This window comes from Streptomyces sp. NPDC006384 (genome assembly GCF_042870695.1).
In the GTDB taxonomy this organism is placed as follows: Bacteria; Actinomycetota; Actinomycetes; order Streptomycetales; family Streptomycetaceae; genus Streptomyces.
This window is the reverse complement of the sequence record NZ_JBIAHR010000032.1, coordinates 65,753-85,360: the sequence shown is the minus strand read 5'-3', so window position 1 is coordinate 85,360 and position 19,608 is coordinate 65,753. Positions and strand designations below refer to the sequence as shown.

Genomic DNA, 19,608 nt, shown 5'->3' with positions numbered 1-19,608 from the left:
CGCAGCGACCTCATAGACGGCTGCCTCGCCGAGACCGGCCTGACCATCAGACCCGCCTGAGCAACCCAGCGACATCACGAGTTCAACCTCAGTAGTAATCGCAGCCGAAGTTGCGCTCTCAGCTTGGGAAGCTGCGATCATTTCGAGCTGGCTCGGGCGTTGACCTGGGCGGACGGCTGGGCTGCGGCCTCATCGGCGTCGATGGCTTTCACCGTGGTTACCCGCTGTTCCCCGCTCGATCTGGTGCGCTTGTGGTGCAGCGGCGTTGTCAGCGTTCGCCCGTACCCTACGAAGCGTTGGGTCGGTCTGCTGCCGTTGTACGGCGAGAGCGCGACCAAGGGGGGTGGCTCAGAAGGGGCCCCGAGCCACGTTGGTCCGGGACTTCGTGAAGCTCCGACACCACCCCCTCCCAAGCCTCAGGGGACGTGCACGCTTTCCACCTGTGGTGGTTGGGCGGTGGGACTCGTACGGGAGCGTTCACCTGCGTTCATGGGTGGCCGGCCGTCTGGGCGGCTACCGCCTCCGGCCCTGTTTGAACGGCTGTGAACGGCGCTGAATGAGACGGAAACTGAGACGGACGGCGGGACCGAGTTCGCTAGCATCGTCACTCTCGGAGGGGATGTCATGGCGCTGGTCCGCAAGGGATCACGACGGATCGTCGTCGACGGCACGGCCTACCGCTGGAGCCTGCGAGGCAGGCCGACGTATGCCCAAGGCTTGGCCTGGTCGCCGTGCACATTCGCGGTCGAGCATGCGGACACTCCGGGTACGACCCTTGTGGTCACCACCGACCAGCCGCATCCGAGCAACTGGATCGGTCGCGAGGCTGACCCGGTACTGCCGTCTGGTGTTGCTGCGGCTGTTCGGCTCGCCCTGCGTGAGGGTTGGACTCCGACGGTTCCGGGCTCCGCCTTCCACCTCGATCACTCCGCCGACTTCACGCCTTCGAACTGACCGGATCTGGGAATCGTTGGTGGTCGCACCTCAGCCGACGACAGTCAGCCACGACGGTGAGTGCGTCGACCGACCACGCACGCATGTGCCTCGCTGCACCCCCACCCGCCCCAGCCACGCTGCCATGCCGTCGTTCTGTCAATCCCCTCGGGCTGTGGAGATCTTTCAAGCGGCCAGCTCCACAGTGGGGTCGGCCTGGTGGTCTCGTTCGTAATCGATCGGGCTGTGGTACCCGCATACGCTGTGTAGCCGTCGGTTGTTGCGGGACCGTCCGATGCAGCTGTGGCAGATGGACATCGTCGGTGGCGTGATGCTGGTCGATGCGGTCACCGGCGAGCTGGCCGAGGCCAAGGTGGTGACCGGGGTGGATGACCATTCCCGGTACTGCGTGATCGCGCAGGTGGTGGAGCGGGTGACCGGGAGGGCGGTCTGCGCGGCGTTCGCTGGGGCTTTGCAGAGGTTCGGGGTGCCGGAGGAGGTGCTGACCGACAACGGCAAGCAGTTCACCGACCGGTTCGGGCAGGGCGGTGAGGTGTTGTTCGACCGGATCTGCCGGGAGAACGGGATCGCGCACCGGCTCACCCAGCCGGCCTCGCCGACCACGACGGGCAAGGTCGAGCGGTTCCACCAGACACTGCGGCGCGAACTTCTCGGCGAATGCGGTGCGTTCGAGAGCGTCGAGCAGGCTCAGGCGACGCTGGATATGCAGTCTTCGGGAGATCGGTTCGCCCCGGTTGCTGAGCAGGAGCAGAACGTCCTGGGCCTGAAGATCCCCGGAGTGCTGGCGCTGGTGCCGCAGCAGCGGACACCCCTGAAGGATCCGGAGTCGGTTCCGGCCGGAGCCTCCGAGGTTCCTGCCGCCCTGCCTGGGGTGGTCCCGGCAGCGGTGCCGGTGGAGCCCGGCGCCCCGGTGGAGTTCGAGCGGGTGGTGCCTGCGAGTGGGAATCTGCAGGTCGCGGGCAAGCAGTTCTGGCTGGGGCCGGCCCGTTCGGGGCTGACGGTGACCTTCTGGGCGGACACGTCGGTGATCCACCTGCTGATCGCCGGGACGCGGATCAAGACCGTGCGGTCGCACCTGTCGGTGGCGGATCTGGGACGGCTGGCGGCCCGGGGCGGTCGTGCGGCCGGACCCCTGCCGCTGCCGACCGGTGACGAGGCCGCGTTCGAGGTGGACCGGGTGGTGAACAACAGCGGCCTGGTGGGCCTGGGTGGGCACCAGGTGCTGGCGGCGGAGATCCTGGGTGGCCGGCCAGGTGGGCATCCACATCGACGAGGAGACGCTGTCGTTCTTCGATCCGTCCTCGCGGGAACTGCTGCGGGTGCGGCCCAATCCGTTGACCAGTGAGGAAGTCCGCAGGCTGCGGGGTCTGCGTCCGGCTGGCCCGCCGCCGCGTCCGGGCATCGAGTCGGTGCGGGTGCAGCAGCGGGTCAGTGCGGTGGGCACGGTCATGGTCTGCCGCCAGACCGTCTCCCTCGGCCGCCCCTACGCAGGCCAGACCGTGACCGTGCACGTCTCGGACACGGCTCTCACCGTCGAGCTGGACGGCCAGGTCCGGGTCATCCGGCACACGACCGACGTCCCGGTCCGCAACATGAAGGCGAACAAGCCCCACAAGGTTTCCGATGTTGTCCAGGCCCACCGTCAAGCAACAGCTGAGACCAGAACGTCAAACATCACCTGGGACTAGACACTGTGCGGTGGGGCGTGAAGCTGTGTGCGCATGCTGGGAGTTCGGTGTCCTGCCGGTGTGCGAGGGGTAGGAAGAGCGCTGGTCGGATCGTCCAGGTGATGCGGACGTCGGCATGGGTGATGGTCACCGTGCAGGGCTCGGAGCGCATCAGGGCTCTGCGGGTCTCGGCGCGTTCGTCGTGCAGCCATGTCCATGCTTCGTCTGACGCGTCGGAGTCGAGTGCCGGTGAGATGGTACGGAGAGCGATGGCGACCCATCGGTCTGTCTCGGGTGCCGAGTATGCGTCGAACGATGCCAGGCGCGCCGGTTCTTCTGTGCTGGTGACTTGCTCGGTCCAGCATTCGCACCAGTAGCCGCGGGTGGGCCCGTTCATGGGGTCGCTCCTGCCGGGTAGGCCAGCAGTACGTAGCGGGTGCTTTCGTCGTAGAGGGTGAGTTGGTACCCCGTGCCGCTGGTCAGGTAGGCGAGGGCTCGTTCGTGTTCGGTCTCATCCGTCAGCCAGTGCAGGCCTGGTTGTGCGTATGCGGCGTCGAGCTGGTCGGTGATGTGTTGCGTGCGTTCGCGTAACCAGCGCAGTGCCAGGCGTGGGCTCGTGGCGCCGTGTGATCCCAGGAGGATGGAACAGACCTCGTTCAACGGGTAGGCGGCGGCTCGGCATTGGTAGGGGAGGGGGCGGCTGCCTGTGCTCAGCGCTGCGGGAGGAGCGGACGTCAGCACGGGTGTTCTCCTGCGGGGCCGGCATCGGTGAAGAGTTCCGCGGTGACCGTGTGGCCGCCGTGGCTGCCGTGGACGACGACCCGGTGAGCGAGTGCGCGGACCATGCCCAGGCCCCGGCCGTGCTCCGCCTCCTGGTCCTGGTGCTCGACCTTCGGCGCGGTGCCGGTGCTTCCGTCGTCCGTGACGGATAGGGCAATCACCTGCGGGGAGACCGCGAGGGCCAGATGGAAGGTGCCGGATGTCTGGCCGCTGGCCGTGTGGAGGATCGCGTTCGCGCTCAGCTCGCTGACGATCAGCTCGGCGTCCTCGGCCAACGGCGATCCCCGCAGGATGTCGCGGGTCCAGCGGCGGGCCCTGCTGACCTCTTCCGGGAATCCTGGGCAACTGAGCCCCCAGACCCGGGCGCTACTCGTATACTCGTGCATACAAGTTCCTTCGTGCTGGTAGGCCGCCATGTGCAGCGGGTTCGGACTAGACGAGTTTCACGCCGTCGTGGGCGCGGACGGCCGGCGGGGATGCCGCGTCGAGTGCGTCGAGGACGCGGATCGCGTATGCCTCGTCGGCGAGTTCGATGACTTCTTCGCGGGTGGCCCAGCGCAGTGCGCGGGTCTCGTCTCCCGTGGTGGGGGTGCCGTCGGCCGCCTGGCAGCGGAAGACGAGGGAGACGATCAGGCCCGTCATGTTCTTGTAGACGCCGGTCAGGGTCGCGGGAAGCTCGATCTTGATGCCGGTCTCTTCGAGGACTTCGCGCTGGAGGGCTTCGGGGATGGTTTCCTCGCGTTCGAGGACTCCGCCCGGGGGTTCCCAGTGGCCGTTGTCGCGGCGCTTGATCAGGAGGGCCCGGCCCTGGTCGTCGACGATGACCCCGGCGACGCTCACGGAGTGCGGGCGTTCTGTGCTCACGTTCCTCGGCCCTCTCGGCTGACTAGGCTCACCACCGTAGCAACGAGGCTCGCCTACTTGTCTAGATATCTAAAGGAGTACGTGTGACATCCCTGTCCAGCATCCTCGGCGGTCTCGACCCGACCAGTGACCGGGCCGTCTTCCGGCAGATCGCCGACCAACTGCGCGAGGCCATCGAGCGCGGAAGGTTCCAGGAGGGCGAGAAGCTGCCCTCCGAGGCCGAACTGGTCGAGCACTACGGGGTCTCCCGGATGACGGCCCGGAACGCCTTCTCGATCCTCCAGGGCGAGGGCCTGGTGCACGCCGAGCATGGCCGGGGAGTCTTCGTCCGCCCCCGGCCTCCGGTCCGGCGCCTCGCCTCCGACCGGTTCGCCAGGCGCCACCGCGAGCAGGGCAGGTCCGCGTTCCTCGTGGAGGCCGACGCCGCCGGCAGCCCCCCCCACCGTGGACAGCCTGGAGGTGAAGGAGGAGAAGGCCGGCCAGGACATCTCCACCCGGCTCGGTTCCGTGCGGCGCGTGCTGGCCCGGCGTCGCCGGTACCTGCTCGACGGCCGACCGGTCGAGTTCGCCACGTCCTACCTCCCGCTCGACATCGCCCGCGGGACGCAGATCGCCGAACCCAACCCGGGCCCCGGCGGCATCTACGCCCGTCTCGAGGAACTGGGTCACCAGCTCGACCACTTCGAGGAGGAGATCCGGGCCCGGATGCCCTCACCGTCTGAGGTGAAGACGCTGCAACTGGCCTCCGGCGTGCCCGTGATCCACCTGGTCCGTACCGCCTACGACACGGCTGGGCGGGCCGTGGAGGTCTGCGACACGGTCATGGCCGCCGACGCGTACGTCCTCTCCTACCAGCTCCCGGCAACCTGATCAGCGAGATCAACCAGGGCATTTCCCGAACGGCCCTCGCCAGGTACCTGGGCCACTCGGACCCGGGCCTGACGCTCTGCGTGTACGCACATCTCATGCCTTCGAGTCAGGAACGTACTCACAAGGCAGTGGCGTCCGTCTTCGACCGCAGGTGACAGACCTCTTCTCAGTCAACTTGACCAGCTCAGCGGCGGCGAAGAGGGGCCATCGCGGCTCTGGATCAGGTCACAAAACTTGATGGAATTAGTAGCGTCGTGAGACATTGCATTGCAATGTCTGAGTGTCACACTCGGATGACCGAGGACCTGGATCCGGCGGCAACCAGACCCAGGCCCTCTCGCCGTCAACGAGCCCGGTCGCCTATCAGCAGACCGGGCTCGCTGCATGCACAGCTCCCGGTCGCGACCGTCCTCGCGCGTGACTCGCTCATCGAGCGAACTGCATCACGCCGGTAGCGATGGCCACCAGGAGACCCGCTCCCGTAAGCCAGACCTGCCACCTCTCGGCGCTGGTCCACCTACGAGGCTCGTCCTTCTCAAGGCTCACCTCTACCGCCTCCCTTCTCCTCCAGCCGACCCGCTTCTCGGGCCGGGGCCTTGGAACTCACTCGCATCTGCGCGGAGTTCAGGGGAGGTTCAGGCGAGGCGCGATCAGCATACCGGGCACATCGCTATTCACCGAGACACACGGGAACGCTTGACAGCGGCCCCGGATCCCTTTCACGGCCCAGCGACGGCCCCAGTGCAGAAACAAGCCCCCTGCCTACGGGAAAACCGCAGGAAGGGGGCTTGATCAGTACCGGTTACTTCTTCTTGCCCTGGTTCTTCACGGCCTCGATGGCCGCTGCCGCCGCGTCCGGGTCGAGGTAGGTGCCGCCCGGGTTGAGGGGCTTGAAGTCGGCGTCGAGCTCGTAGGTGAGCGGGATGCCGGTGGGGATGTTCAGGCCCGCGATGTCGGCGTCGGAGATGCCGTCGAGGTGCTTGACGAGGGCGCGCAGCGAGTTGCCGTGCGCCGCGACCAGGACGGTGCGGCCGGTGAGGAGGTCGGGGACGATGCTGTCGAACCAGTACGGCAGCATGCGGACGACGACGTCCTTGAGGCACTCCGTCTGCGGGCGCAGCTCCGGCGGGAGCATGGCGTAGCGCGGGTCGGAGAACTGGGAGTACTCGGCGTCGCGGTCCAGCGGGGGCGGCGGGGTGTCGTAGGAGCGGCGCCAGAGCATGAACTGCTCCTCGCCGAACTCGGCGAGGGTCTGGGCCTTGTCCTTGCCCTGGAGGGCGCCGTAGTGGCGCTCGTTGAGGCGCCAGTGGCGGTGGACGGGGATCCAGTGGCGGTCGGCGGCCTCCAGCGCGAGCTGGGCCGTGCGGATCGCGCGCTTCTGGACGGACGTGTGGACCACGTCGGGCAGCAGGCCGGCGTCCTTGAGCAGCTCGCCGCCGCGCGTCGCCTCCTTCTCGCCCTTCGGGGTGAGGTTGACGTCCACCCAGCCGGTGAACAGGTTCTTCTCGTTCCACTCGCTCTCGCCGTGGCGGAGGAGGATCAGCTTGTACGGTGCGTCGGCCATGGTTCCGAGCGTAATCGAACCGCCTGATCGACCGCGCGCCGCGCCCGCCCGTCGGACGGTTGACGGGAAGTGTTAATCGAGTGGCCTGCGGCGATCACTCGATCGTAAGTTGTGCTCATCACTTGAGACGCTTACATCTACCGGGGGTCCCCTATGTCCGTCGCCGGGCTGAGACGTGCCGTCCGGGAGTCCGTCGCCGGGCTCCCGCGGGAGTTCTGGTGGCTGTGGACCAGCACCCTGGTCAACCGGCTCGGCGCCTTCGTCGCCACGTTCATGGCGCTGTACCTGACCCTGGACCGGGGCTACTCCGCCTCGTACGCCGGTCTGGTGGCCGCGCTGCACGGGCTCGGCGGGGTGGTGTCCTCGCTGGTGGCCGGGGTGATGACGGACCGGCTCGGGCGGCGGCCGACGCTGCTGGTGGCGCAGGTCTCCACCGCCCTGTCCGTCGCGCTGCTCGGCTTCGTGCGGGATCCGGTCTCCATCGCGGCCGTCGCCTTCCTGGTCGGCATGGCGAGCAACGCCTCGCGGCCCGCGGTGCAGGCGATGATGGCGGACATCGTGCGGCCCGAGGACCGTATCCGGGCCTTCTCGCTCAACTACTGGGCGATCAACCTCGGTTTCGCGGTCTCCTCGATGGGGGCCGGTTTCATCGCCGAGTTCAGTTATCTCGCCGGTTTCCTGATCGAGGCGGGCATGACCCTGGTCTGCGCGGTCCTGGTCTTCGTGAAGCTGCCCGAGTCGCGGCCCGGGAAGGACTCCGCGCAGGCCGCCGCCGCGGCCGGTGAGCCGTCGGTGTCCCTGCTGACCGTCCTGCGGGACGGTCGTTACATGGCCGTCGTCGGGCTGTCCTTCCTGGTGGCCCTCATCTTCCAGCAGGGGTATCTGGCGCTGCCGGTGGCGATGGGCGAGGCCGGGTTCACGCCCGCGGACTACGGTGCGGCCATCGCGGTCAACGGCGTCCTGATCGTCGTCCTGCAGATCCCGGTCACCCGGTTCATCGAGCACCGGGATCCCCGGCGGCTGCTCGTCGTCTCGTCGCTGCTGGCCGGGTACGGCTTCGGGCTCACCGCCTTCGCCGGGTCGGTCGGGGTGTTCGCCCTCACCGTGTGCGTGTGGACGCTGGCCGAGATCGTCAACGCGCCGACGCAGACGGGGCTGGTCGTGCGCCTGTCCCCGGCGCACGGGCGCGGGCGTTACCAGGGCATGTACTCCATGTCCTGGGCCGTGGCCGCGCTCGTCGCCCCGCTGCTGTCGGGTTTCGTCATCGACCACTGGGGTGCCGAGTGGCTGTGGGGCATGTGCGCGGTCGTCGGCACGGGGGCGGCGGTCGGGTACGCGGCGCTGATGCGGCGGCTGCCGAAGGAGGAGAAGGAGGAGAACGAAGAGAAGGAGGAGGCCGGGCCCGTGCGCTCCGGGGCGTCCGTCCCGGTGGAGTCCGGGACCGGCGCGGCCTGACGTTCTCCTCCGGTGCCCGTAAGGGGTGCTTCAGGGGTGCATGCGGGCGCCCTTGAGCACCTTGTCCACGGCGTTCCTCGGGCCGTACACCGCCAGGCCGGCCAGGTCCAGGTCGGCGGTCGGTACGGCCCGCACCGCCGCGCGGTTGTCACGGTCGTTGCCGGTGGTGAAGAGGTCGGTGGTGAACAGGGCGCGGGGCAGGGCCCGGGTCAGCGCACGCGCGTGGGCCCGGGTCAGGGTCTCCTTGGTGCCCTCGAAGACCAGCACCGGCTGCCGGAACATCGGCAGGTAGGGGACGTCGTCGGCGTCCTCGTAGGGCTCGCCGATCAGCTCGGGGAACCGGGTGCCCAGGCCGCTGACCAGGAAGGCGGTGACGTTCAGGCGCTGCCAGGTCTCCAGGTCCTCGCTGAGCAGGACGGCGATCTTGGTGTCGTGGCGGACGGGGGTCCGGGCGTCGTCGTGCGTGTTCATACGGTGAGACTGCCGGTCGGCGCACGGCGTGGTCTTGTACGTTTTTTGCATGGCCGAGCAGCGGAACGTCTCCGCCTGGCGTCCCCGTGTCCCGGGGGTCGTCGAGGTCTTCCACGCGCACTACACGGCGTACAGCTATCCGATGCACGTCCACGACGCCTGGACGCTGCTCGTGGTGGACGACGGGGCCGTGCGCTACGACCTGGACCGGCACGAGCACGGCACGCCGCACGACACGGTCACGCTGCTGCCGCCGCACGTGCCGCACAACGGCTCCCCCGCCGGCCCGGACGGTTTCCGCAAGCGCGTCCTGTACCTGGACACCTCCCTGCTCGGCGAGGAGCTGATCGGGCGGGCGGTCGACGCACCGGTGCTGCGGGACCCGGTGCTGCGGCGGCGGGTCGGGCAGGTGCACGCCGCGCTGGCCCGGCCCGGTGACGAGCTGGAGGCGGAGAGCAGGCTGACGCTGATCGGGGAGCGGCTGCACGGTCATCTGCTGCGCCGGGAGGAGCCGCGCCCTCCGCGTCCCGACCCGGTCCTCGCCCGCCGGCTGCGTGAGCTGCTGGACGAGCGGGTCGTCGAGGGGGTGGGGCTGGAGGAGGCCGGCCGGCTCGTGTCGGCCCATCCCGCGCATCTGGTGCGGGCGTTCGGCGCGGCGTACGGGATCGCGCCGCACCAGTACCTGATGTCCCGTCGGGTGGGCATGGCCCGGCGGCTGCTGCTCGCGGGGCGTGCCCCGGCCGATGTGGCGGGGGCGGCCGGGTTCTACGACCAGGCGCATCTGACCCGGCACTTCAAGAGGCTGGTGGGGGTGACGCCGGGGCGTTACCGCGCCGGCGCGCGGCGGAACTGACCAGGCGTCAGGAGTCAGTCCCCGGAGCCGCGTTCGATGAGGTGCTGGAAGGCCTCCAGGTTCCGGGTCGGCTCGCCGCGCGACGTACGCCACTCGTACTCCTTGCGGATGGCGGAGGCGAAGCCCAGTTCCAGCAGGGTGTTGAAGGCGCCGTCGGCGGCCTCCAGGACCTGGCCGAGGAGGCGGTCGATCCCGTCGGCGGTGACGGCGGCCAGCGGGAGCCTGGCGGTGACATAGACGTCGCCGAGGCGGTCGACGGCGTAACTCACGCCGTACAGCTTGAGGTTGCGTTCCAGGAGCCAGCGGTGGACGGCGGGCTCGTTCTCGTCGGGGTGGCGGATGACGAAGGCGTTGAGGGAGAGGGAGTGCCGGCCCAGGCGCAGGGAGACGGTCGTCGACAGTTTGCGGGTGCCGGGGAGTGCGACGACGTAGGTGCCGGGTTCGGGGCTCTCCCAGTCCAGCCCGGCGTCCTTCAGGGCGTCCTCGAGGACCTGTGCTGCCTTCTGCGCTGCCTCAGCCATGGTGGGAGCGTACGTGACGGCGGTGGGACTGGGTCGCGGCCGTGTAGACGTCGGCGGTCGCGGCGGCGGCGCTGTCCCAGCCGAAGGACCGGGCGTGGCGGGCGGCGGCGTCGCCCATGCGGGAGACGAGCTCCGGGTGGTCGGCGAAGTCGCGCAGCACGCGCGCGTAGGCGGCGGGGTCGTGGCCCTGGACGAGGCGGCCGGTGTGTCCGTCGCGCACGGCGACCGGGAGGCCGCCGACCGCGGCGGCGAGGACGGGCGTGCCGGTGGCCTGGGCCTCCAGGGCGACCAGGCCGAAGGACTCGCTGTAGGACGGCATGACCAGCACGGACGCGGCCCGGAACCAGTCGGCGAGCTGCTCCTGTCCGACCGGCGGCCGGAAGCGCACGACGTCGGCGATGCCGAGCCGCGCGGCGAGTTTCTGCAGGCCCTCCGGTTTGGCGAGGCCGCTGCCGCTGGGGCCGCCGACGACGGGGACGACGAGGCGGGAGCGCAGCTCGGGACGCTCGTCGAGGAGGACGGCGACGGCGCGCAGCAGGACGTCGGGGGCCTTGAGGGGCTGTATGCGGCCGGCGAAGAGGGGGATCAGCGCGTCCTCGGGCAGGCCGAGGCGGGCGCGTGCGGCGGCGCGGCCGTCGGCGGGGCGGAAGCGGTCGAGGTTGACGCCGGGGTGGACGACGGCGACCTTGGCGCGGTCGGCGTCGTAGTGCCGGACGAGTTCCTCGGCCTCCTCGGCGGTGTTGGCGATCAGCCGGTCGGCGGCGGCGACGATCTGGGTCTCGCCGATGACGCGGGCGGCCGGTTCGGGGGTGTCGCCGTCGGCCAGGTTGGCGTTCTTGACCTTGGCCATGGTGTGCATGGCGTGCACCAGGGGGGCGCCCCAGCGCTGGGCGGCGAGCCAGCCGACGTGGCCGGAGAGCCAGTAGTGGGAGTGGACCAGGTCGTAGTAGCCGGGGCGGTGTCCGGCCCAGGCCTGCATGACGCCGTGGGTGAAGGCGCACAGCTGGGCCGGCAGCTCCTCCTTGGCGAGTCCCTCGTAGGGGCCGGCGTCGACGTGCCGGACGAGGACGCCGGGGGCCAGTTCGACGGTGGGCGGGAGCGCGGCGGTCGTCGCCCGCGTGAAGATCTCGACCTCGATGTTGATCGCGGCCAGGCGCTGGGCGAGCTCCACGATGTAGACGTTCATGCCGCCGGCGTCACCGGTGCCGGGCTGGTGGAGCGGGGATGTGTGCACGGAGAGCATGGCGACGCGGCGTGGCCTGCGGTGCAGCCGGAGCCGCGGGGAGGCCGCCGGTGAACGGCGCCCGAGCCTGCTGACGTACTGGCTCACGAGCCGTTCCTCCTCGCTGCGGGCATGCCGGTCGGAGGACACGCGCCGCCCTCCGTGAGAGGGAACGCCGGACGGAGGGACTCCATTTCCGGATTCCCGCCCTTTACCGAATCATTACCGACACTCGCTCAACCGTTCGACACCCGGGGGCGTACGAGGGCCTCGATGCCCTTCCCCCACGCCTCCGCCAGATCCGCCCCCGGCGGAAACCGGCCGTGGATCTCGAGGACCACCATCCCGTGCGCGAACGCCCAGACCGACCGCGCCAGGTCCCCGTCCCCCGCGCAGGCCCGCAGCAGCGGGGCGGCGGCCCGTTCCTCCAGGCCGGCCGGGAGGGACTCGCGGGGCAGGGGGCGCTCGTTGACCAGGCAGTACAGGTGGGGGTGGGCGAGCGCGTAGGCCCGGTACGCCCGCGCCAGCGCCGTCGGGGAGCCGGGTTCGCGGGCCTCGGCGGCCTCCAGCGTCTCGGCCACCTCGGTGAGCAGCTGGGCGGCCAGCTCGTCCTCGACGGCCTTCTTGTCCGGGAAGTGCTTGTAGAGGGAGGGGGCCTTGATGCCGAGGCGGTCGGCGAGCGCCCGCAGGGTGAGCGCCGGGGCTCCGGCCTCCTCCAGGAGGGCGCGTGCCGCCGCGGCGATCTCGCGGGCCCGGGGGGACAGGCGGTCGGTCACGCCGATGCCCTCCTTCGTGTGCGGTCCACGGCCGAAGGCGCGACCGCACGCGGGGGCGCGGAATCCTCGGCTAACGCTGTTAGCCGCAGGGTAGGGTTCGCGGCGTCCGCCGTCAAGCACGGCCGGCCGGGCGCATACCCTCGTACACATGACAGCCCGCGCCGCCTCACGCCCCGTAGGGACGGTCACGCGCGGGACGACCAACCCGAACCGGCTGCGCCGCATGGACCGCTGGATCGCGGCCGTGCACGGCGCCGAACTGCGCCGCGCCACCGATCCCCTCGCCGTCGACCTCGGCTACGGCGCGGCCCCCTGGACCGCCGTCGAGCTGCTGCACCGCCTGCGCACGACGGCCCCGCGCGTGCGCGTGGTGGGCGTCGAGATCGACCCGGCGCGGGTGGCGGCGGCCGCGCCGTACGCGCGCGAGGGGCTCGCCTTCCGGCACGGCGGCTTCGAGGTGCCGGTCCCCCGGCCGCCGTCGCTGATCCGCGCGGCGAACGTGCTGCGCCAGTACGACGAGGGCGAGGTCGCCGCGGTCTGGCGGCGGCTGTGCGCGCGGCTCGCGCCGGCGACGGAGCACTCCCGCGGCGGGCTGCTGGTCGAGGGCACCTGCGACGAGATCGGCCGCCGGCACGTGTGGGTCGCGCTCGGCCCGGAGGGACCGCGCACGGTCACCTTCGCGACCCGCCTCGGCTCCCTCGACCGCCCCTCCGACCTGGCCGAACGGCTGCCCAAGGCGCTCATCCACCGCAACGTACCCGGCGAACCGGTGCACGCCTTCCTGCGCGACTTCGACCGCGCCTGGGCCGCCGCCGCGCCCTACGCCTCCTACGGCGCCCGCCAGCGCTGGATCCGGGCGGTGCGGGACCTGAGCGCCGACTGGCCGGTGACGGACGGTCCGGCACGGTGGCGGCAGGGTGAGGCGACGGTGCGCTGGGAGGCACTGGCGCCGCGCGGCTGAACCGGCGGACCCGCACCCCGCCGCCCCCTCCGGCGCGGCGCCGGGAACGATCTCCGTGCGGCGTTCGTCACACCGCGAGGGGATCACCGTGCCGCGGGGCGGGGACGCGGGAAGGGGGAGGCCGGAGAGGGGGGAGAGGGGAGGGGGAAGGGGAGGAGACATGCGGAGGACGCTCTCCGCCCACCGGCCCCGAAGCACTTCCCCCACCATCGGCACCGCCTCTGTCGCTTTGCGCTCCGGCGTGGCACGATCCCTCGAGCACCGATGTTACTGACGGTTAATCAGTTCTGGGGGCGAGGTATGCGTACGGGCAAGCAGGGCTGGACGGCCGCCGCCGTGACCGTGGTCTGCGCGGTCACCGTGCTGGCGGCGCCGGGCACGGCGTTCGCGGACCCGGGCCCGTCACCGGCGGCCTCGCCGACGGCACCGCCCGCCGCCTCCCCGGACAAGGACCTGGAGGCCGTGCGCAAGAGGCTCGACGAGCTCTACCGCGCGGCGTCCTCGGCCACGGACCAGTACAACGCCGCCGAGGAGGCGGCGAAGAAACAGTCCGACGAGCTGGCCGGGCTGGCGAAGAAGATCACCGAGGGCCGGCGGGAACTGGACGGGCTGAAGGACCGCGCCGGCGCCGCGGCCCGCTCCCAGTACCGCACCGGCGGGCTGCCCGACGAGGCCAAGCTGGTGCTCAGCGGTGACCCCGAGGAGTTCCTCGACGGCACCGGCCGCGTCATGCAGGGCCAGCGCGCCGCCGAGGCCCTGCTCGGCGAGCTGTCCCGCGCCCAGGCGGACCTGCTGGCCTACCAGGCCGACGCCTCGGCCCGGTGGAAGAAGCTGGAGTCCAGCCGCAGGGCGAAGGCGGCCGCCCGGAAGGAGATCGAGCAGCGGATCGCGGCAGCCGAGAAACTCGAGTCCGAGCTGGAGAAGGAGGAGAAGGAGCGCCTCGCCCGGCTGGAGCGGATCGCCCAGGAGAAGGCCCAGGCCGCCTGGCTCGGCTCCGGCGCCGTCAAGGACCTCGGCGTACAGGCGACCGGGCAGGGCAGGAAGGCCGTGGAGTACGCCACCGCCCAGATCGGCAAGCCGTACCGGTGGGGCGCCGAGGGCCCGAAGGCGTACGACTGCTCCGGTCTGACCTCACAGGCCTGGGCGGCGGCCGGGAAGGCCATCCCGCGCACCTCCCAGCAGCAGTGGCAGCAGCTCAGGCACGTCGGCACCGAGGACATGCGCCCCGGTGACCTGATCATCTACTTCGACGACGCCAGCCACGTCGGGATGTACATCGGCGACGGCAGGATCGTCCACGCCCCGCGTCCGGGACGCGCGATCACGGTCGCGGGGGCGGGCACCATGCCCATCCTCGGTGTGGTCCGCCCCGAAACGCCCCCGGCACCGCCCCGGACCCAGGCCCCCGGCGCGTGACGCCGCCCACGTGACCCACCGCACGCCGGGCGCCCCGCCCCGCGTGACGTTCGTCATCCCCGGCCCCCGGCCGACGTGTCCAACTGCGCTGGACAACACGGCACATGACGGTGGCCGAAGGACGCCCGACGTGTCGCGGACCATTCCGCGGCGGCACCGTCACCCGCTATGGTCCCCGTCGGTGGGTCGAGGTCCCTCGCCCCCGCCATGCCCTCGGGGGAGGGAAGGAACCCAAGACGATGCCCGTACCCGTACCGCGGCAGAGGGCGATCCCGGCCGTGGAACGCGGTCAGGTGCCCGCCGTACCCCAGGGCAGCGGCCGTCCCCAGGACCAGGCCCCGCCCGTGACGAAACCGGCCGGGAACCCCACCGGCCGGCCGGAGACCACGCAGAAGCGCGAGAAGACCACGGAGACGCGAGAGAGCACCACTCCCACCAACCTGACCCTGCTGCTGATCGAGGACGATCCGGCCGGCTCGCCGATCGTGCCGGATCTGCTCGACCAGGCCGGCAAGCCGATCCGCGTCCGCACGGCCCGCAACCTCACCGAGGCGGAGCGGCTGCTGACCGACGACGTCCACTGCATCCTGCTGGACCTCGCCCTGCCGGCACCCGGCCCCGCCCGCAAGGGCGAGGACGGGCGGGACGACGAGCTGGCGGTGCTCAAGCACGTGCTGGAGCTCGCGCCCCGGCACGCCGTGCTCGCGCTCACCTCCTCCAGCGACGCCGAGCGCGGCGCGGAGGCGGTCGCGGTCGGCGCCCAGGACTACCTGTTCCGCGACGAGCTGGACGGCCGGCTGCTGAGCCGCGCCATCCGCTACGCCGTCGAACGCAAGCGCTCCGACACCGCCGAACGGCGCCTGGCCGAGGGCCGGCTGCGGGCACAGGAGAACCGCCGGCTGGAACGCGGCCTGCTGCCGACCCCGCTGCTGGCCGGATCCCCGCTGCGGTTCGCCGCCCGCTACCGTCCGGGCCGCTCCCGCGCCCTGCTCGGCGGCGACTTCTACGACGTCGTCCGCACCCCGGACGGCACCGTCCACGCCATGATCGGCGACGTCTGCGGGCACGGCCCGGACGAGGCGGCGCTCGGCGTCGAGCTGCGCATCGCCTGGCGCGCGCTGACCCTGGCGGGGCTCTGCGGCGACCAGCTGCTCGGCACGCTGCAGCAGGTGCTGGAGCACGAACGCCCGGACGACGAGATCTTCGCGACCGTGTGCACGGTGGACATCGCGCCCGACGGCCGCCGCGCCGGCCTCTGCCTGGCCGGCCACCCGGCACCGCTGGTCGCCGGCCCCGGCCTGCCCGCCCGGCTGCTGCCCTACGACAACAACGGCCCGGCGCTCGGGCTGCTGCCGGGCGCCCGCTGGCCGCGCACGCAGGTGGAGCTGGGCGCCGAGTGGAGCCTGATGCTCTACACCGACGGCCTGATCGAGGGCCACATCGGCGAGGGGCGCGAGCGGCTCGGTCAGGACGGCATGGTGGAGATGGTCCGCCGCCGCTTCGCCGAGGGCCTGCGCGGCGAGGAACTGCTGCGGACGGCGGTGAACGAGGTCCGCGAACTCAACGGCGGCGAGCTGGCGGACGACGTGGCGGTCCTGCTGCTGGACCGGATCCCGGACCGCCGCTGAGGACTCGGGGGCCCGGAGGAACGGCGCGGGCGTCAGCGTCCGCCGTTGTACGGGCCGTAGGGGCCGTCGCTGCTGGAGCCGCGGCGGCTGTTGCGGCCGCCGCCCGGCAGACCGCGCAGCGCGGGCCGTACGTCGACCATGTACACGATCGTCGCGATCAGGCCGATGATCGGCAGGAACGACAGCAGCGGGAAGATCAGGCTCACCACGAAGGCGAGCCCGAGCATGATCAGCCAGAACGGCTTGGTCTTCTTGTCCGCCGCGCGGTAGGCGTCCTCCCGGCGGACGGCGGCGTCGATCAGCGCGAAGCCGTTGAAAACGGTCAGGGCGATGCTCAGAAGCCCCATGAAGTTCATGAACCCCTGCATCAGCACAACGTCCACCACCAGACTCGGGTCGTCCTACGCGGTCACCGTACCCGGAGAACGGGCCGGGCACCCCCAGGGTGCCCGGCCCGCACACGCTTCCGCCGTCCCTTACTCGGCTACTCGGCCTTACTCGGCCTTGCCGAGGCTCACTCGGCGGTCGGCGTCGTCTTCTTCCCGGCGGGGGTGGTGCTCTTCTTCGCCGCCGGGGCCTTGCGGGCGGCGGGCGTGGTGCCGGACTTCGCCGCGGCGGGCTTGTCCTCCGTGACAGTGACGGGCTCGGCCTTCGGCTCGACGGCCACGGCCAGCTCCTCCACCTCCCCGGCGACGCCCTCGATGCCGTCGGCGGCCTGGCCGCGCCAGGTGCGCACGGCCTGCTCGCCGCGCTCGGCGACCTTCTCGTAGGTCTCCCGGGCCTTCACGGCGTACTCGGCGGCGACGCCGACGCTCCGCAGCGCGAGGTCCTGGGCGGTCTCGCCGAGCTTCTTGAGGTCGGCGTCGAGGGAGCCGAAGAGCTCGCCGGCCTTGGCCTGGAGCGTGCCCTGGGTCTCCTTGACGCGGGCCGCCGCCTTCTCCTGGACGGCCTTCGGGTCGGTGTTGCGGACGGCCTCGATCCGTGCCGGGGCCTCGGCGCGCAGCTGCTCCACCAGCACCGGCACCTTCTTCGCCTGCTGGAAGGCCAGGTCGGCGGTGCCGGCGGCGAAGTAGAGCGGGCGGGGGTCGCTGAGGGTCTTGCGCAGATCGTCGGTGATGGCCATGGTGCTGGTCCTCCCGGAATGCTTTCGGCGATGGGTTTCCTGGTGTTCCCGCGCCCGGCCGGCCGGGCGTTCACTGCCGCTCAGCCGGCCGTCCGCGGCGGGCCGGCGTCTTCGCCGCCCCCCGTACGGGGACGGTCGCCGGATATGGAGTCGCCGACGGTGTCGCCCGGGGCGGCCTCGGGGGCGCCGTCGGCACCGAATCCGTTCTCCTTGCGGAAGGAGTCGTAGATCTGGAGCAGCACCTGCTTCTGCCGCTCGGTCAGCGTGGGATCGGCGAGGACGACCGCACGCGTCTCCACCGCGTCCCGCTCCCGTTCCGCGTCGAGGATGCCGGCGCGGACGTACAGCGTCTCGGCGGAGATCCGCAGGGCCTTGGCGACCTGCTGCAGCACCTCCGCGCTCGGCTTGCGCAGGCCGCGCTCGATCTGGCTGAGGTACGGATTGGACACCCCGGCGGCGTCGGCGAGCTGCCGCAGCGACAGCTGTGCGTTGCGCCGCTGCTCGCGCAGGTACTCGCCGAGATTGCCGACGTTGAGCGAAGCCATGCTTCCCACCATGCCCCACTCCGCTAACTATTGCAAGCGCATGCTTGCAATAGTGCGCCCACGGAGGTCCGGGCGTGATCCTGAACATGCCGACACAGCCGAGGGACGCGGACGGCCGGCTGACGGGCGAGGAGACGGCGACCGGCCTGCGCTGGCTGCTGGACGACCTCGCCGACGCGGCGGCCGGGGCACGCGAGGACGACAACACCTTCGTCTGACTCCTCGGGGTTCCCCGGGGTGCCCCCGCCGACCCCGGCGGGGGCACCCCTCAGGCCGGTTCGGGCCGGGGGCGTGCCTGCGGTGCCGGCACCGCCACCGCCTGGGGGTCCCACTGCCGGGTGGTGCGGGTGTAGCCGTAGACCACGGAGGCCGCCGCGAGGATCAGCAGGGGGCCGGCCACCCACGGGTGCGCGGCCATCTCCTCGGGCAGGTAGCGGTACGAGGTCAGGAGCGCGGCGAAGACCGCCGTGCCGTAGGCGACCAGCACGACGCCCGACCGGTCCCAGCCGCGGTCGAAGGTGCGCAGCGCCGCCTCGACCGTGTACGCGAACACCACGCCGGCCACCAGGTCCACGCCGTAGTGGTAGCCGAAGCCCAGCGTCGCCGTGAGCGTGGCGACGAGCCAGGCGGTGCCCGCCCAGCGCAGGGGGCGGGGGGCCGTGCGGGAGTGGATGAAGATCACCACGGACCACGCCGTGTGCAGGCTCGGCATGCAGTTGCGCGGGGTGGCCTCGTCGTAGAGCAGGTGCTGCGGGGCGGCGGCCGGCGGCAGCGTGTGCGGCCACAGGTCGGCCACCGCCCATTCCAGGCCGCCGGTGCCCCAGGCGCCGGTGCCGTAGGCGAAGACCGGTCCGACCACCGGGAAGATCATGTAGACGGCCGGTCCGAGCAGGCCCACGACCAGGAAGGTGCGCACCAGGTGGTGGCGGGGGAAGCGGCGCTCGGCCGCCACCTTGCGCAGCTGCCAGACGGCGACGACGACCGCGGCCACGGGGAGCATGACGTAGACGAAGTCGAGGATGCCGTGGCCGACCGCGCCGGTGGCCTCGACGATCCGGCCGGCCACCCAGGAGGGGTTGCCCAGGGCGTGGTCGGCGCTCGCCAGGTACCGGTCGAGCACCATGGGGCGGGTCCTGGAGGTGATGAGCAGCCAGGTGTCGCCGGTCTTGCGGCCGGCCACCAGCAGCAGCCCCAGCCCGACGCCCTTCAGCAGCAGGACGCGTTCATGGCCGGTGCGGCGCGTGAGGGCGAGGACCGCGTGGCCCAGGATCACCCACAACGCGCCGTTGCCGAAGCCCATGTCGGCGCCGACCGCCCAGCGCACCAGCGCGAAGACGACGTCGATACCGGCCGCGGCGCCCACCGCGACCAGACGCTGCCGCCAGGTGAGCACCACCGACATCAGCGCCAGGCTGGCGTACAGCAGGGGGCCCGAGCTGGGTACGAGAATCGCCTCGCGCGCCTGGGTGGTGAGCGGCCCCGGCGCCCCGTAGTGACGCGCGGCGAACTCCAGCGCGACGAGGAAGCCGAGGACCGTCGCACCCGCCGCGGTCCACAGCACCGCCCGTGGCCGGCGCCACGCGGCGAACGTTTCTCTGACGCTGGTCCGCGCGGACGGGCGCGGGGCTGAAGATATCAATTTTTGGCCGATTTGTGAGGAAGATCCGGTGGACGCGAGGCGAGCGCGGGAGGGGCGTTCGTCGCAAGTTCGGACATGCTAGCGAATCCTGTGCGAGTCGCGCCGGTGTCTTCCCGGCCGTCCTCAGAACGGCAGCGGCCGCGAGTGCACCACGTCCAGCCGGGACACCGCCCGGGTCAGCACGACGTACAGCCGGTGCAGCCCTCGCTCCTCCGCCTCGGCGATCGCCGCCGGCTCCACGGCGACGACGTGGTCGTACTCCAGACCCTTGACGAGGCTCGCCGGGGCGTCCGGCGGCG

Annotated in this window: 22 protein-coding genes and 3 pseudogenes; 11 read left to right on the top strand and 14 right to left on the bottom strand. The window is 71.4% G+C overall.

Features of this window, described 5'->3' with window-relative positions; all coding sequences use genetic code 11:
• The first annotated feature begins 624 nt into the window (after nucleotides 1-624).
• From ACFYOJ_RS32555 to ACFYOJ_RS32545, 3 genes are all read left to right on the top strand, one after another.
• The gene (locus ACFYOJ_RS32555) at nucleotides 625-954 is read left to right on the top strand and encodes a hypothetical protein (protein WP_356557207.1); all 330 of its coding nucleotides are present in this window, start codon (nucleotides 625-627) and stop codon (nucleotides 952-954) included.
• A gap of 274 nt (nucleotides 955-1,228) precedes the next feature.
• Complete coding sequence (locus tag ACFYOJ_RS32550; RefSeq protein ID WP_388598422.1) at nucleotides 1,229-2,299, top strand: DDE-type integrase/transposase/recombinase; 1,071 nt, start codon at nucleotides 1,229-1,231, stop codon at nucleotides 2,297-2,299.
• Nucleotides 2,289-2,642, top strand: coding sequence for a hypothetical protein (locus ACFYOJ_RS32545; protein ID WP_356557206.1), 354 nt, complete (start codon nucleotides 2,289-2,291; stop codon nucleotides 2,640-2,642). Before ACFYOJ_RS32550 ends, ACFYOJ_RS32545 begins: the two co-directional genes overlap by 11 nt.
• Here ACFYOJ_RS32545 and ACFYOJ_RS32540 read toward each other — a convergent pair.
• Genes ACFYOJ_RS32540 through ACFYOJ_RS32525 form a run of 4 tightly spaced genes read right to left on the bottom strand, consistent with a single transcriptional unit; the run spans nucleotide 2,629 to nucleotide 4,241 of the window.
• Nucleotides 2,629-3,018, bottom strand: a complete 390-nt coding sequence (locus ACFYOJ_RS32540; protein WP_356557205.1) for a hypothetical protein — start codon at nucleotides 3,016-3,018, stop codon at nucleotides 2,629-2,631. The two genes, ACFYOJ_RS32545 and ACFYOJ_RS32540, sit on opposite strands and share 14 nt — an antisense overlap.
• Nucleotides 3,015-3,362 (bottom strand): hypothetical protein, encoded by a 348-nt coding sequence (locus ACFYOJ_RS32535; RefSeq protein ID WP_356557204.1) that lies wholly within the window; start codon nucleotides 3,360-3,362, stop codon nucleotides 3,015-3,017. Before ACFYOJ_RS32535 ends, ACFYOJ_RS32540 begins: the two co-directional genes overlap by 4 nt.
• Nucleotides 3,356-3,787: an ATP-binding protein gene (locus ACFYOJ_RS32530; protein ID WP_356557203.1), complete on the bottom strand. Its 432-nt coding sequence runs from the start codon at nucleotides 3,785-3,787 to the stop codon at nucleotides 3,356-3,358. The genes ACFYOJ_RS32535 and ACFYOJ_RS32530 overlap by 7 nt, the downstream gene beginning before the upstream one ends.
• Before the next feature lie 46 nt (nucleotides 3,788-3,833).
• A complete protein-coding gene (locus ACFYOJ_RS32525) occupies nucleotides 3,834-4,241 on the bottom strand; it encodes an NUDIX hydrolase (protein ID WP_053914019.1) in 408 nt (135 codons plus the stop codon).
• A 107-nt stretch (nucleotides 4,242-4,348) separates the two neighbouring features.
• On the opposite strand from ACFYOJ_RS32525, the pseudogene ACFYOJ_RS32520 reads away from it, so the two are divergent.
• Nucleotides 4,349-5,135 (top strand): annotated as a pseudogene (locus ACFYOJ_RS32520) (GntR family transcriptional regulator).
• Nucleotides 5,136-5,161: 26 nt separating this feature from the next.
• Nucleotides 5,162-5,290 (top strand): annotated as a pseudogene (locus ACFYOJ_RS32515) (integrase); the annotation flags it as partial.
• A 647-nt stretch (nucleotides 5,291-5,937) separates the two neighbouring features.
• Here ACFYOJ_RS32515 and ACFYOJ_RS32510 read toward each other — a convergent pair.
• Complete coding sequence (locus ACFYOJ_RS32510) at nucleotides 5,938-6,699, bottom strand: phosphoglyceromutase (RefSeq protein ID WP_356557202.1); 762 nt, start codon at nucleotides 6,697-6,699, stop codon at nucleotides 5,938-5,940.
• 153 nt (nucleotides 6,700-6,852) lie between these two features.
• On the opposite strand from ACFYOJ_RS32510, the gene ACFYOJ_RS32505 reads away from it, so the two are divergent.
• Complete coding sequence (locus tag ACFYOJ_RS32505) at nucleotides 6,853-8,154, top strand: MFS transporter (RefSeq protein WP_356557201.1); 1,302 nt, start codon at nucleotides 6,853-6,855, stop codon at nucleotides 8,152-8,154.
• A 30-nt stretch (nucleotides 8,155-8,184) separates the two neighbouring features.
• Here the strand turns inward: ACFYOJ_RS32505 and ACFYOJ_RS32500 are convergent, their stop codons facing one another.
• The gene (locus ACFYOJ_RS32500) at nucleotides 8,185-8,625 is read right to left on the bottom strand and encodes a DUF2000 domain-containing protein (RefSeq protein ID WP_356557200.1); all 441 of its coding nucleotides are present in this window, start codon (nucleotides 8,623-8,625) and stop codon (nucleotides 8,185-8,187) included.
• Nucleotides 8,626-8,674: 49 nt separating this feature from the next.
• Between ACFYOJ_RS32500 and ACFYOJ_RS32495 the strand changes: the two genes are divergently transcribed.
• Nucleotides 8,675-9,478 (top strand): AraC family transcriptional regulator, encoded by an 804-nt coding sequence (locus ACFYOJ_RS32495; protein WP_356557199.1) that lies wholly within the window; start codon nucleotides 8,675-8,677, stop codon nucleotides 9,476-9,478.
• Between the two features lie 14 nt (nucleotides 9,479-9,492).
• Here the strand turns inward: ACFYOJ_RS32495 and ACFYOJ_RS32490 are convergent, their stop codons facing one another.
• The 3 genes from ACFYOJ_RS32490 to ACFYOJ_RS32480 form a co-directional block, all read right to left on the bottom strand.
• A complete protein-coding gene (locus ACFYOJ_RS32490; RefSeq protein ID WP_356557198.1) occupies nucleotides 9,493-9,999 on the bottom strand; it encodes a YbjN domain-containing protein in 507 nt (168 codons plus the stop codon).
• Nucleotides 9,992-11,329 carry a D-inositol-3-phosphate glycosyltransferase gene (mshA, locus tag ACFYOJ_RS32485; protein ID WP_356557209.1) on the bottom strand — a complete coding sequence of 446 codons (1,338 nt, stop codon included), beginning with the start codon at nucleotides 11,327-11,329 and terminating at the stop codon, nucleotides 9,992-9,994. Before mshA ends, ACFYOJ_RS32490 begins: the two co-directional genes overlap by 8 nt.
• Before the next feature lie 128 nt (nucleotides 11,330-11,457).
• The gene (locus ACFYOJ_RS32480; RefSeq protein ID WP_356557197.1) at nucleotides 11,458-11,997 is read right to left on the bottom strand and encodes a TetR/AcrR family transcriptional regulator; all 540 of its coding nucleotides are present in this window, start codon (nucleotides 11,995-11,997) and stop codon (nucleotides 11,458-11,460) included.
• A 148-nt stretch (nucleotides 11,998-12,145) separates the two neighbouring features.
• On the opposite strand from ACFYOJ_RS32480, the gene ACFYOJ_RS32475 reads away from it, so the two are divergent.
• The 3 genes from ACFYOJ_RS32475 (at nucleotide 12,146) to ACFYOJ_RS32465 (ending at nucleotide 16,002) form a co-directional block, all read left to right on the top strand.
• Nucleotides 12,146-12,958 (top strand): class I SAM-dependent methyltransferase, encoded by an 813-nt coding sequence (locus ACFYOJ_RS32475; RefSeq protein WP_356557196.1) that lies wholly within the window; start codon nucleotides 12,146-12,148, stop codon nucleotides 12,956-12,958.
• A gap of 300 nt (nucleotides 12,959-13,258) precedes the next feature.
• Nucleotides 13,259-14,374: an NlpC/P60 family protein gene (locus ACFYOJ_RS32470; RefSeq protein ID WP_356557195.1), complete on the top strand. Its 1,116-nt coding sequence runs from the start codon at nucleotides 13,259-13,261 to the stop codon at nucleotides 14,372-14,374.
• Nucleotides 14,375-14,613: 239 nt separating this feature from the next.
• Nucleotides 14,614-16,002 (top strand): fused response regulator/phosphatase, encoded by a 1,389-nt coding sequence (locus tag ACFYOJ_RS32465; RefSeq protein WP_356557194.1) that lies wholly within the window; start codon nucleotides 14,614-14,616, stop codon nucleotides 16,000-16,002.
• Nucleotides 16,003-16,034: 32 nt separating this feature from the next.
• On the opposite strand, the gene ACFYOJ_RS32460 is transcribed toward ACFYOJ_RS32465, so the two are convergent.
• The 3 genes from ACFYOJ_RS32460 to ACFYOJ_RS32450 all read right to left on the bottom strand — a co-directional run bounded on the left by ACFYOJ_RS32460 (nucleotide 16,035) and on the right by ACFYOJ_RS32450 (nucleotide 17,670).
• Nucleotides 16,035-16,370, bottom strand: coding sequence for a DUF2516 family protein (locus ACFYOJ_RS32460; protein WP_356557193.1), 336 nt, complete (start codon nucleotides 16,368-16,370; stop codon nucleotides 16,035-16,037).
• A gap of 146 nt (nucleotides 16,371-16,516) precedes the next feature.
• A complete protein-coding gene (locus ACFYOJ_RS32455) occupies nucleotides 16,517-17,125 on the bottom strand; it encodes a hypothetical protein (RefSeq protein WP_356557192.1) in 609 nt (202 codons plus the stop codon).
• Nucleotides 17,126-17,205: 80 nt separating this feature from the next.
• A complete protein-coding gene (locus ACFYOJ_RS32450) occupies nucleotides 17,206-17,670 on the bottom strand; it encodes a helix-turn-helix transcriptional regulator (RefSeq protein ID WP_356557191.1) in 465 nt (154 codons plus the stop codon).
• Nucleotides 17,671-17,744: 74 nt separating this feature from the next.
• Here ACFYOJ_RS32450 and ACFYOJ_RS32445 point away from each other — a divergent pair, with 74 nt between their 5' ends.
• Nucleotides 17,745-17,888 carry a hypothetical protein gene (locus ACFYOJ_RS32445; RefSeq protein WP_356557190.1) on the top strand — a complete coding sequence of 48 codons (144 nt, stop codon included), beginning with the start codon at nucleotides 17,745-17,747 and terminating at the stop codon, nucleotides 17,886-17,888.
• 50 nt (nucleotides 17,889-17,938) lie between these two features.
• On the opposite strand, the gene ACFYOJ_RS32440 is transcribed toward ACFYOJ_RS32445, so the two are convergent.
• Together ACFYOJ_RS32440 and ACFYOJ_RS32435 are read right to left on the bottom strand one after the other, a co-directional pair.
• On the bottom strand, nucleotides 17,939-19,231 hold the full coding sequence (locus ACFYOJ_RS32440; protein WP_356557189.1) for a phosphatase PAP2 family protein: 1,293 nt from the start codon (nucleotides 19,229-19,231) through the stop codon (nucleotides 17,939-17,941).
• A 201-nt stretch (nucleotides 19,232-19,432) separates the two neighbouring features.
• Nucleotides 19,433-19,594, bottom strand: a pseudogene (locus tag ACFYOJ_RS32435) (ATP-binding domain-containing protein); the annotation flags it as partial.
• Nucleotides 19,595-19,608 lie beyond the last annotated feature (14 nt).

What these genes read in the sequence shown, in the direction of transcription:
- ACFYOJ_RS32555 (WP_356557207.1), top strand. Translation starts at nt 625, where the DNA reads ATGGCGCTGGTCCGCAAGGGATCACGACGGATCGTCGTCGACGGCACG.
- ACFYOJ_RS32550 (WP_388598422.1), top strand. Translation starts at nt 1,229, where the DNA reads ATGCAGCTGTGGCAGATGGACATCGTCGGTGGCGTGATGCTGGTCGAT.
- ACFYOJ_RS32540 (WP_356557205.1), bottom strand. Translation starts at nt 3,018, where the DNA reads ATGAACGGGCCCACCCGCGGCTACTGGTGCGAATGCTGGACCGAGCAA.
- ACFYOJ_RS32530 (WP_356557203.1), bottom strand. Translation starts at nt 3,787, where the DNA reads ATGCACGAGTATACGAGTAGCGCCCGGGTCTGGGGGCTCAGTTGCCCA.
- ACFYOJ_RS32510 (WP_356557202.1), bottom strand. Translation starts at nt 6,699, where the DNA reads ATGGCCGACGCACCGTACAAGCTGATCCTCCTCCGCCACGGCGAGAGC.
- ACFYOJ_RS32505 (WP_356557201.1), top strand. Translation starts at nt 6,853, where the DNA reads ATGTCCGTCGCCGGGCTGAGACGTGCCGTCCGGGAGTCCGTCGCCGGG.
- ACFYOJ_RS32500 (WP_356557200.1), bottom strand. Translation starts at nt 8,625, where the DNA reads ATGAACACGCACGACGACGCCCGGACCCCCGTCCGCCACGACACCAAG.
- ACFYOJ_RS32495 (WP_356557199.1), top strand. Translation starts at nt 8,675, where the DNA reads ATGGCCGAGCAGCGGAACGTCTCCGCCTGGCGTCCCCGTGTCCCGGGG.
- ACFYOJ_RS32490 (WP_356557198.1), bottom strand. Translation starts at nt 9,999, where the DNA reads ATGGCTGAGGCAGCGCAGAAGGCAGCACAGGTCCTCGAGGACGCCCTG.
- ACFYOJ_RS32475 (WP_356557196.1), top strand. Translation starts at nt 12,146, where the DNA reads ATGACAGCCCGCGCCGCCTCACGCCCCGTAGGGACGGTCACGCGCGGG.
- ACFYOJ_RS32470 (WP_356557195.1), top strand. Translation starts at nt 13,259, where the DNA reads ATGCGTACGGGCAAGCAGGGCTGGACGGCCGCCGCCGTGACCGTGGTC.
- ACFYOJ_RS32465 (WP_356557194.1), top strand. Translation starts at nt 14,614, where the DNA reads ATGCCCGTACCCGTACCGCGGCAGAGGGCGATCCCGGCCGTGGAACGC.
- ACFYOJ_RS32460 (WP_356557193.1), bottom strand. Translation starts at nt 16,370, where the DNA reads ATGCAGGGGTTCATGAACTTCATGGGGCTTCTGAGCATCGCCCTGACC.
- ACFYOJ_RS32455 (WP_356557192.1), bottom strand. Translation starts at nt 17,125, where the DNA reads ATGGCCATCACCGACGATCTGCGCAAGACCCTCAGCGACCCCCGCCCG.
- ACFYOJ_RS32450 (WP_356557191.1), bottom strand. Translation starts at nt 17,670, where the DNA reads ATGGCTTCGCTCAACGTCGGCAATCTCGGCGAGTACCTGCGCGAGCAG.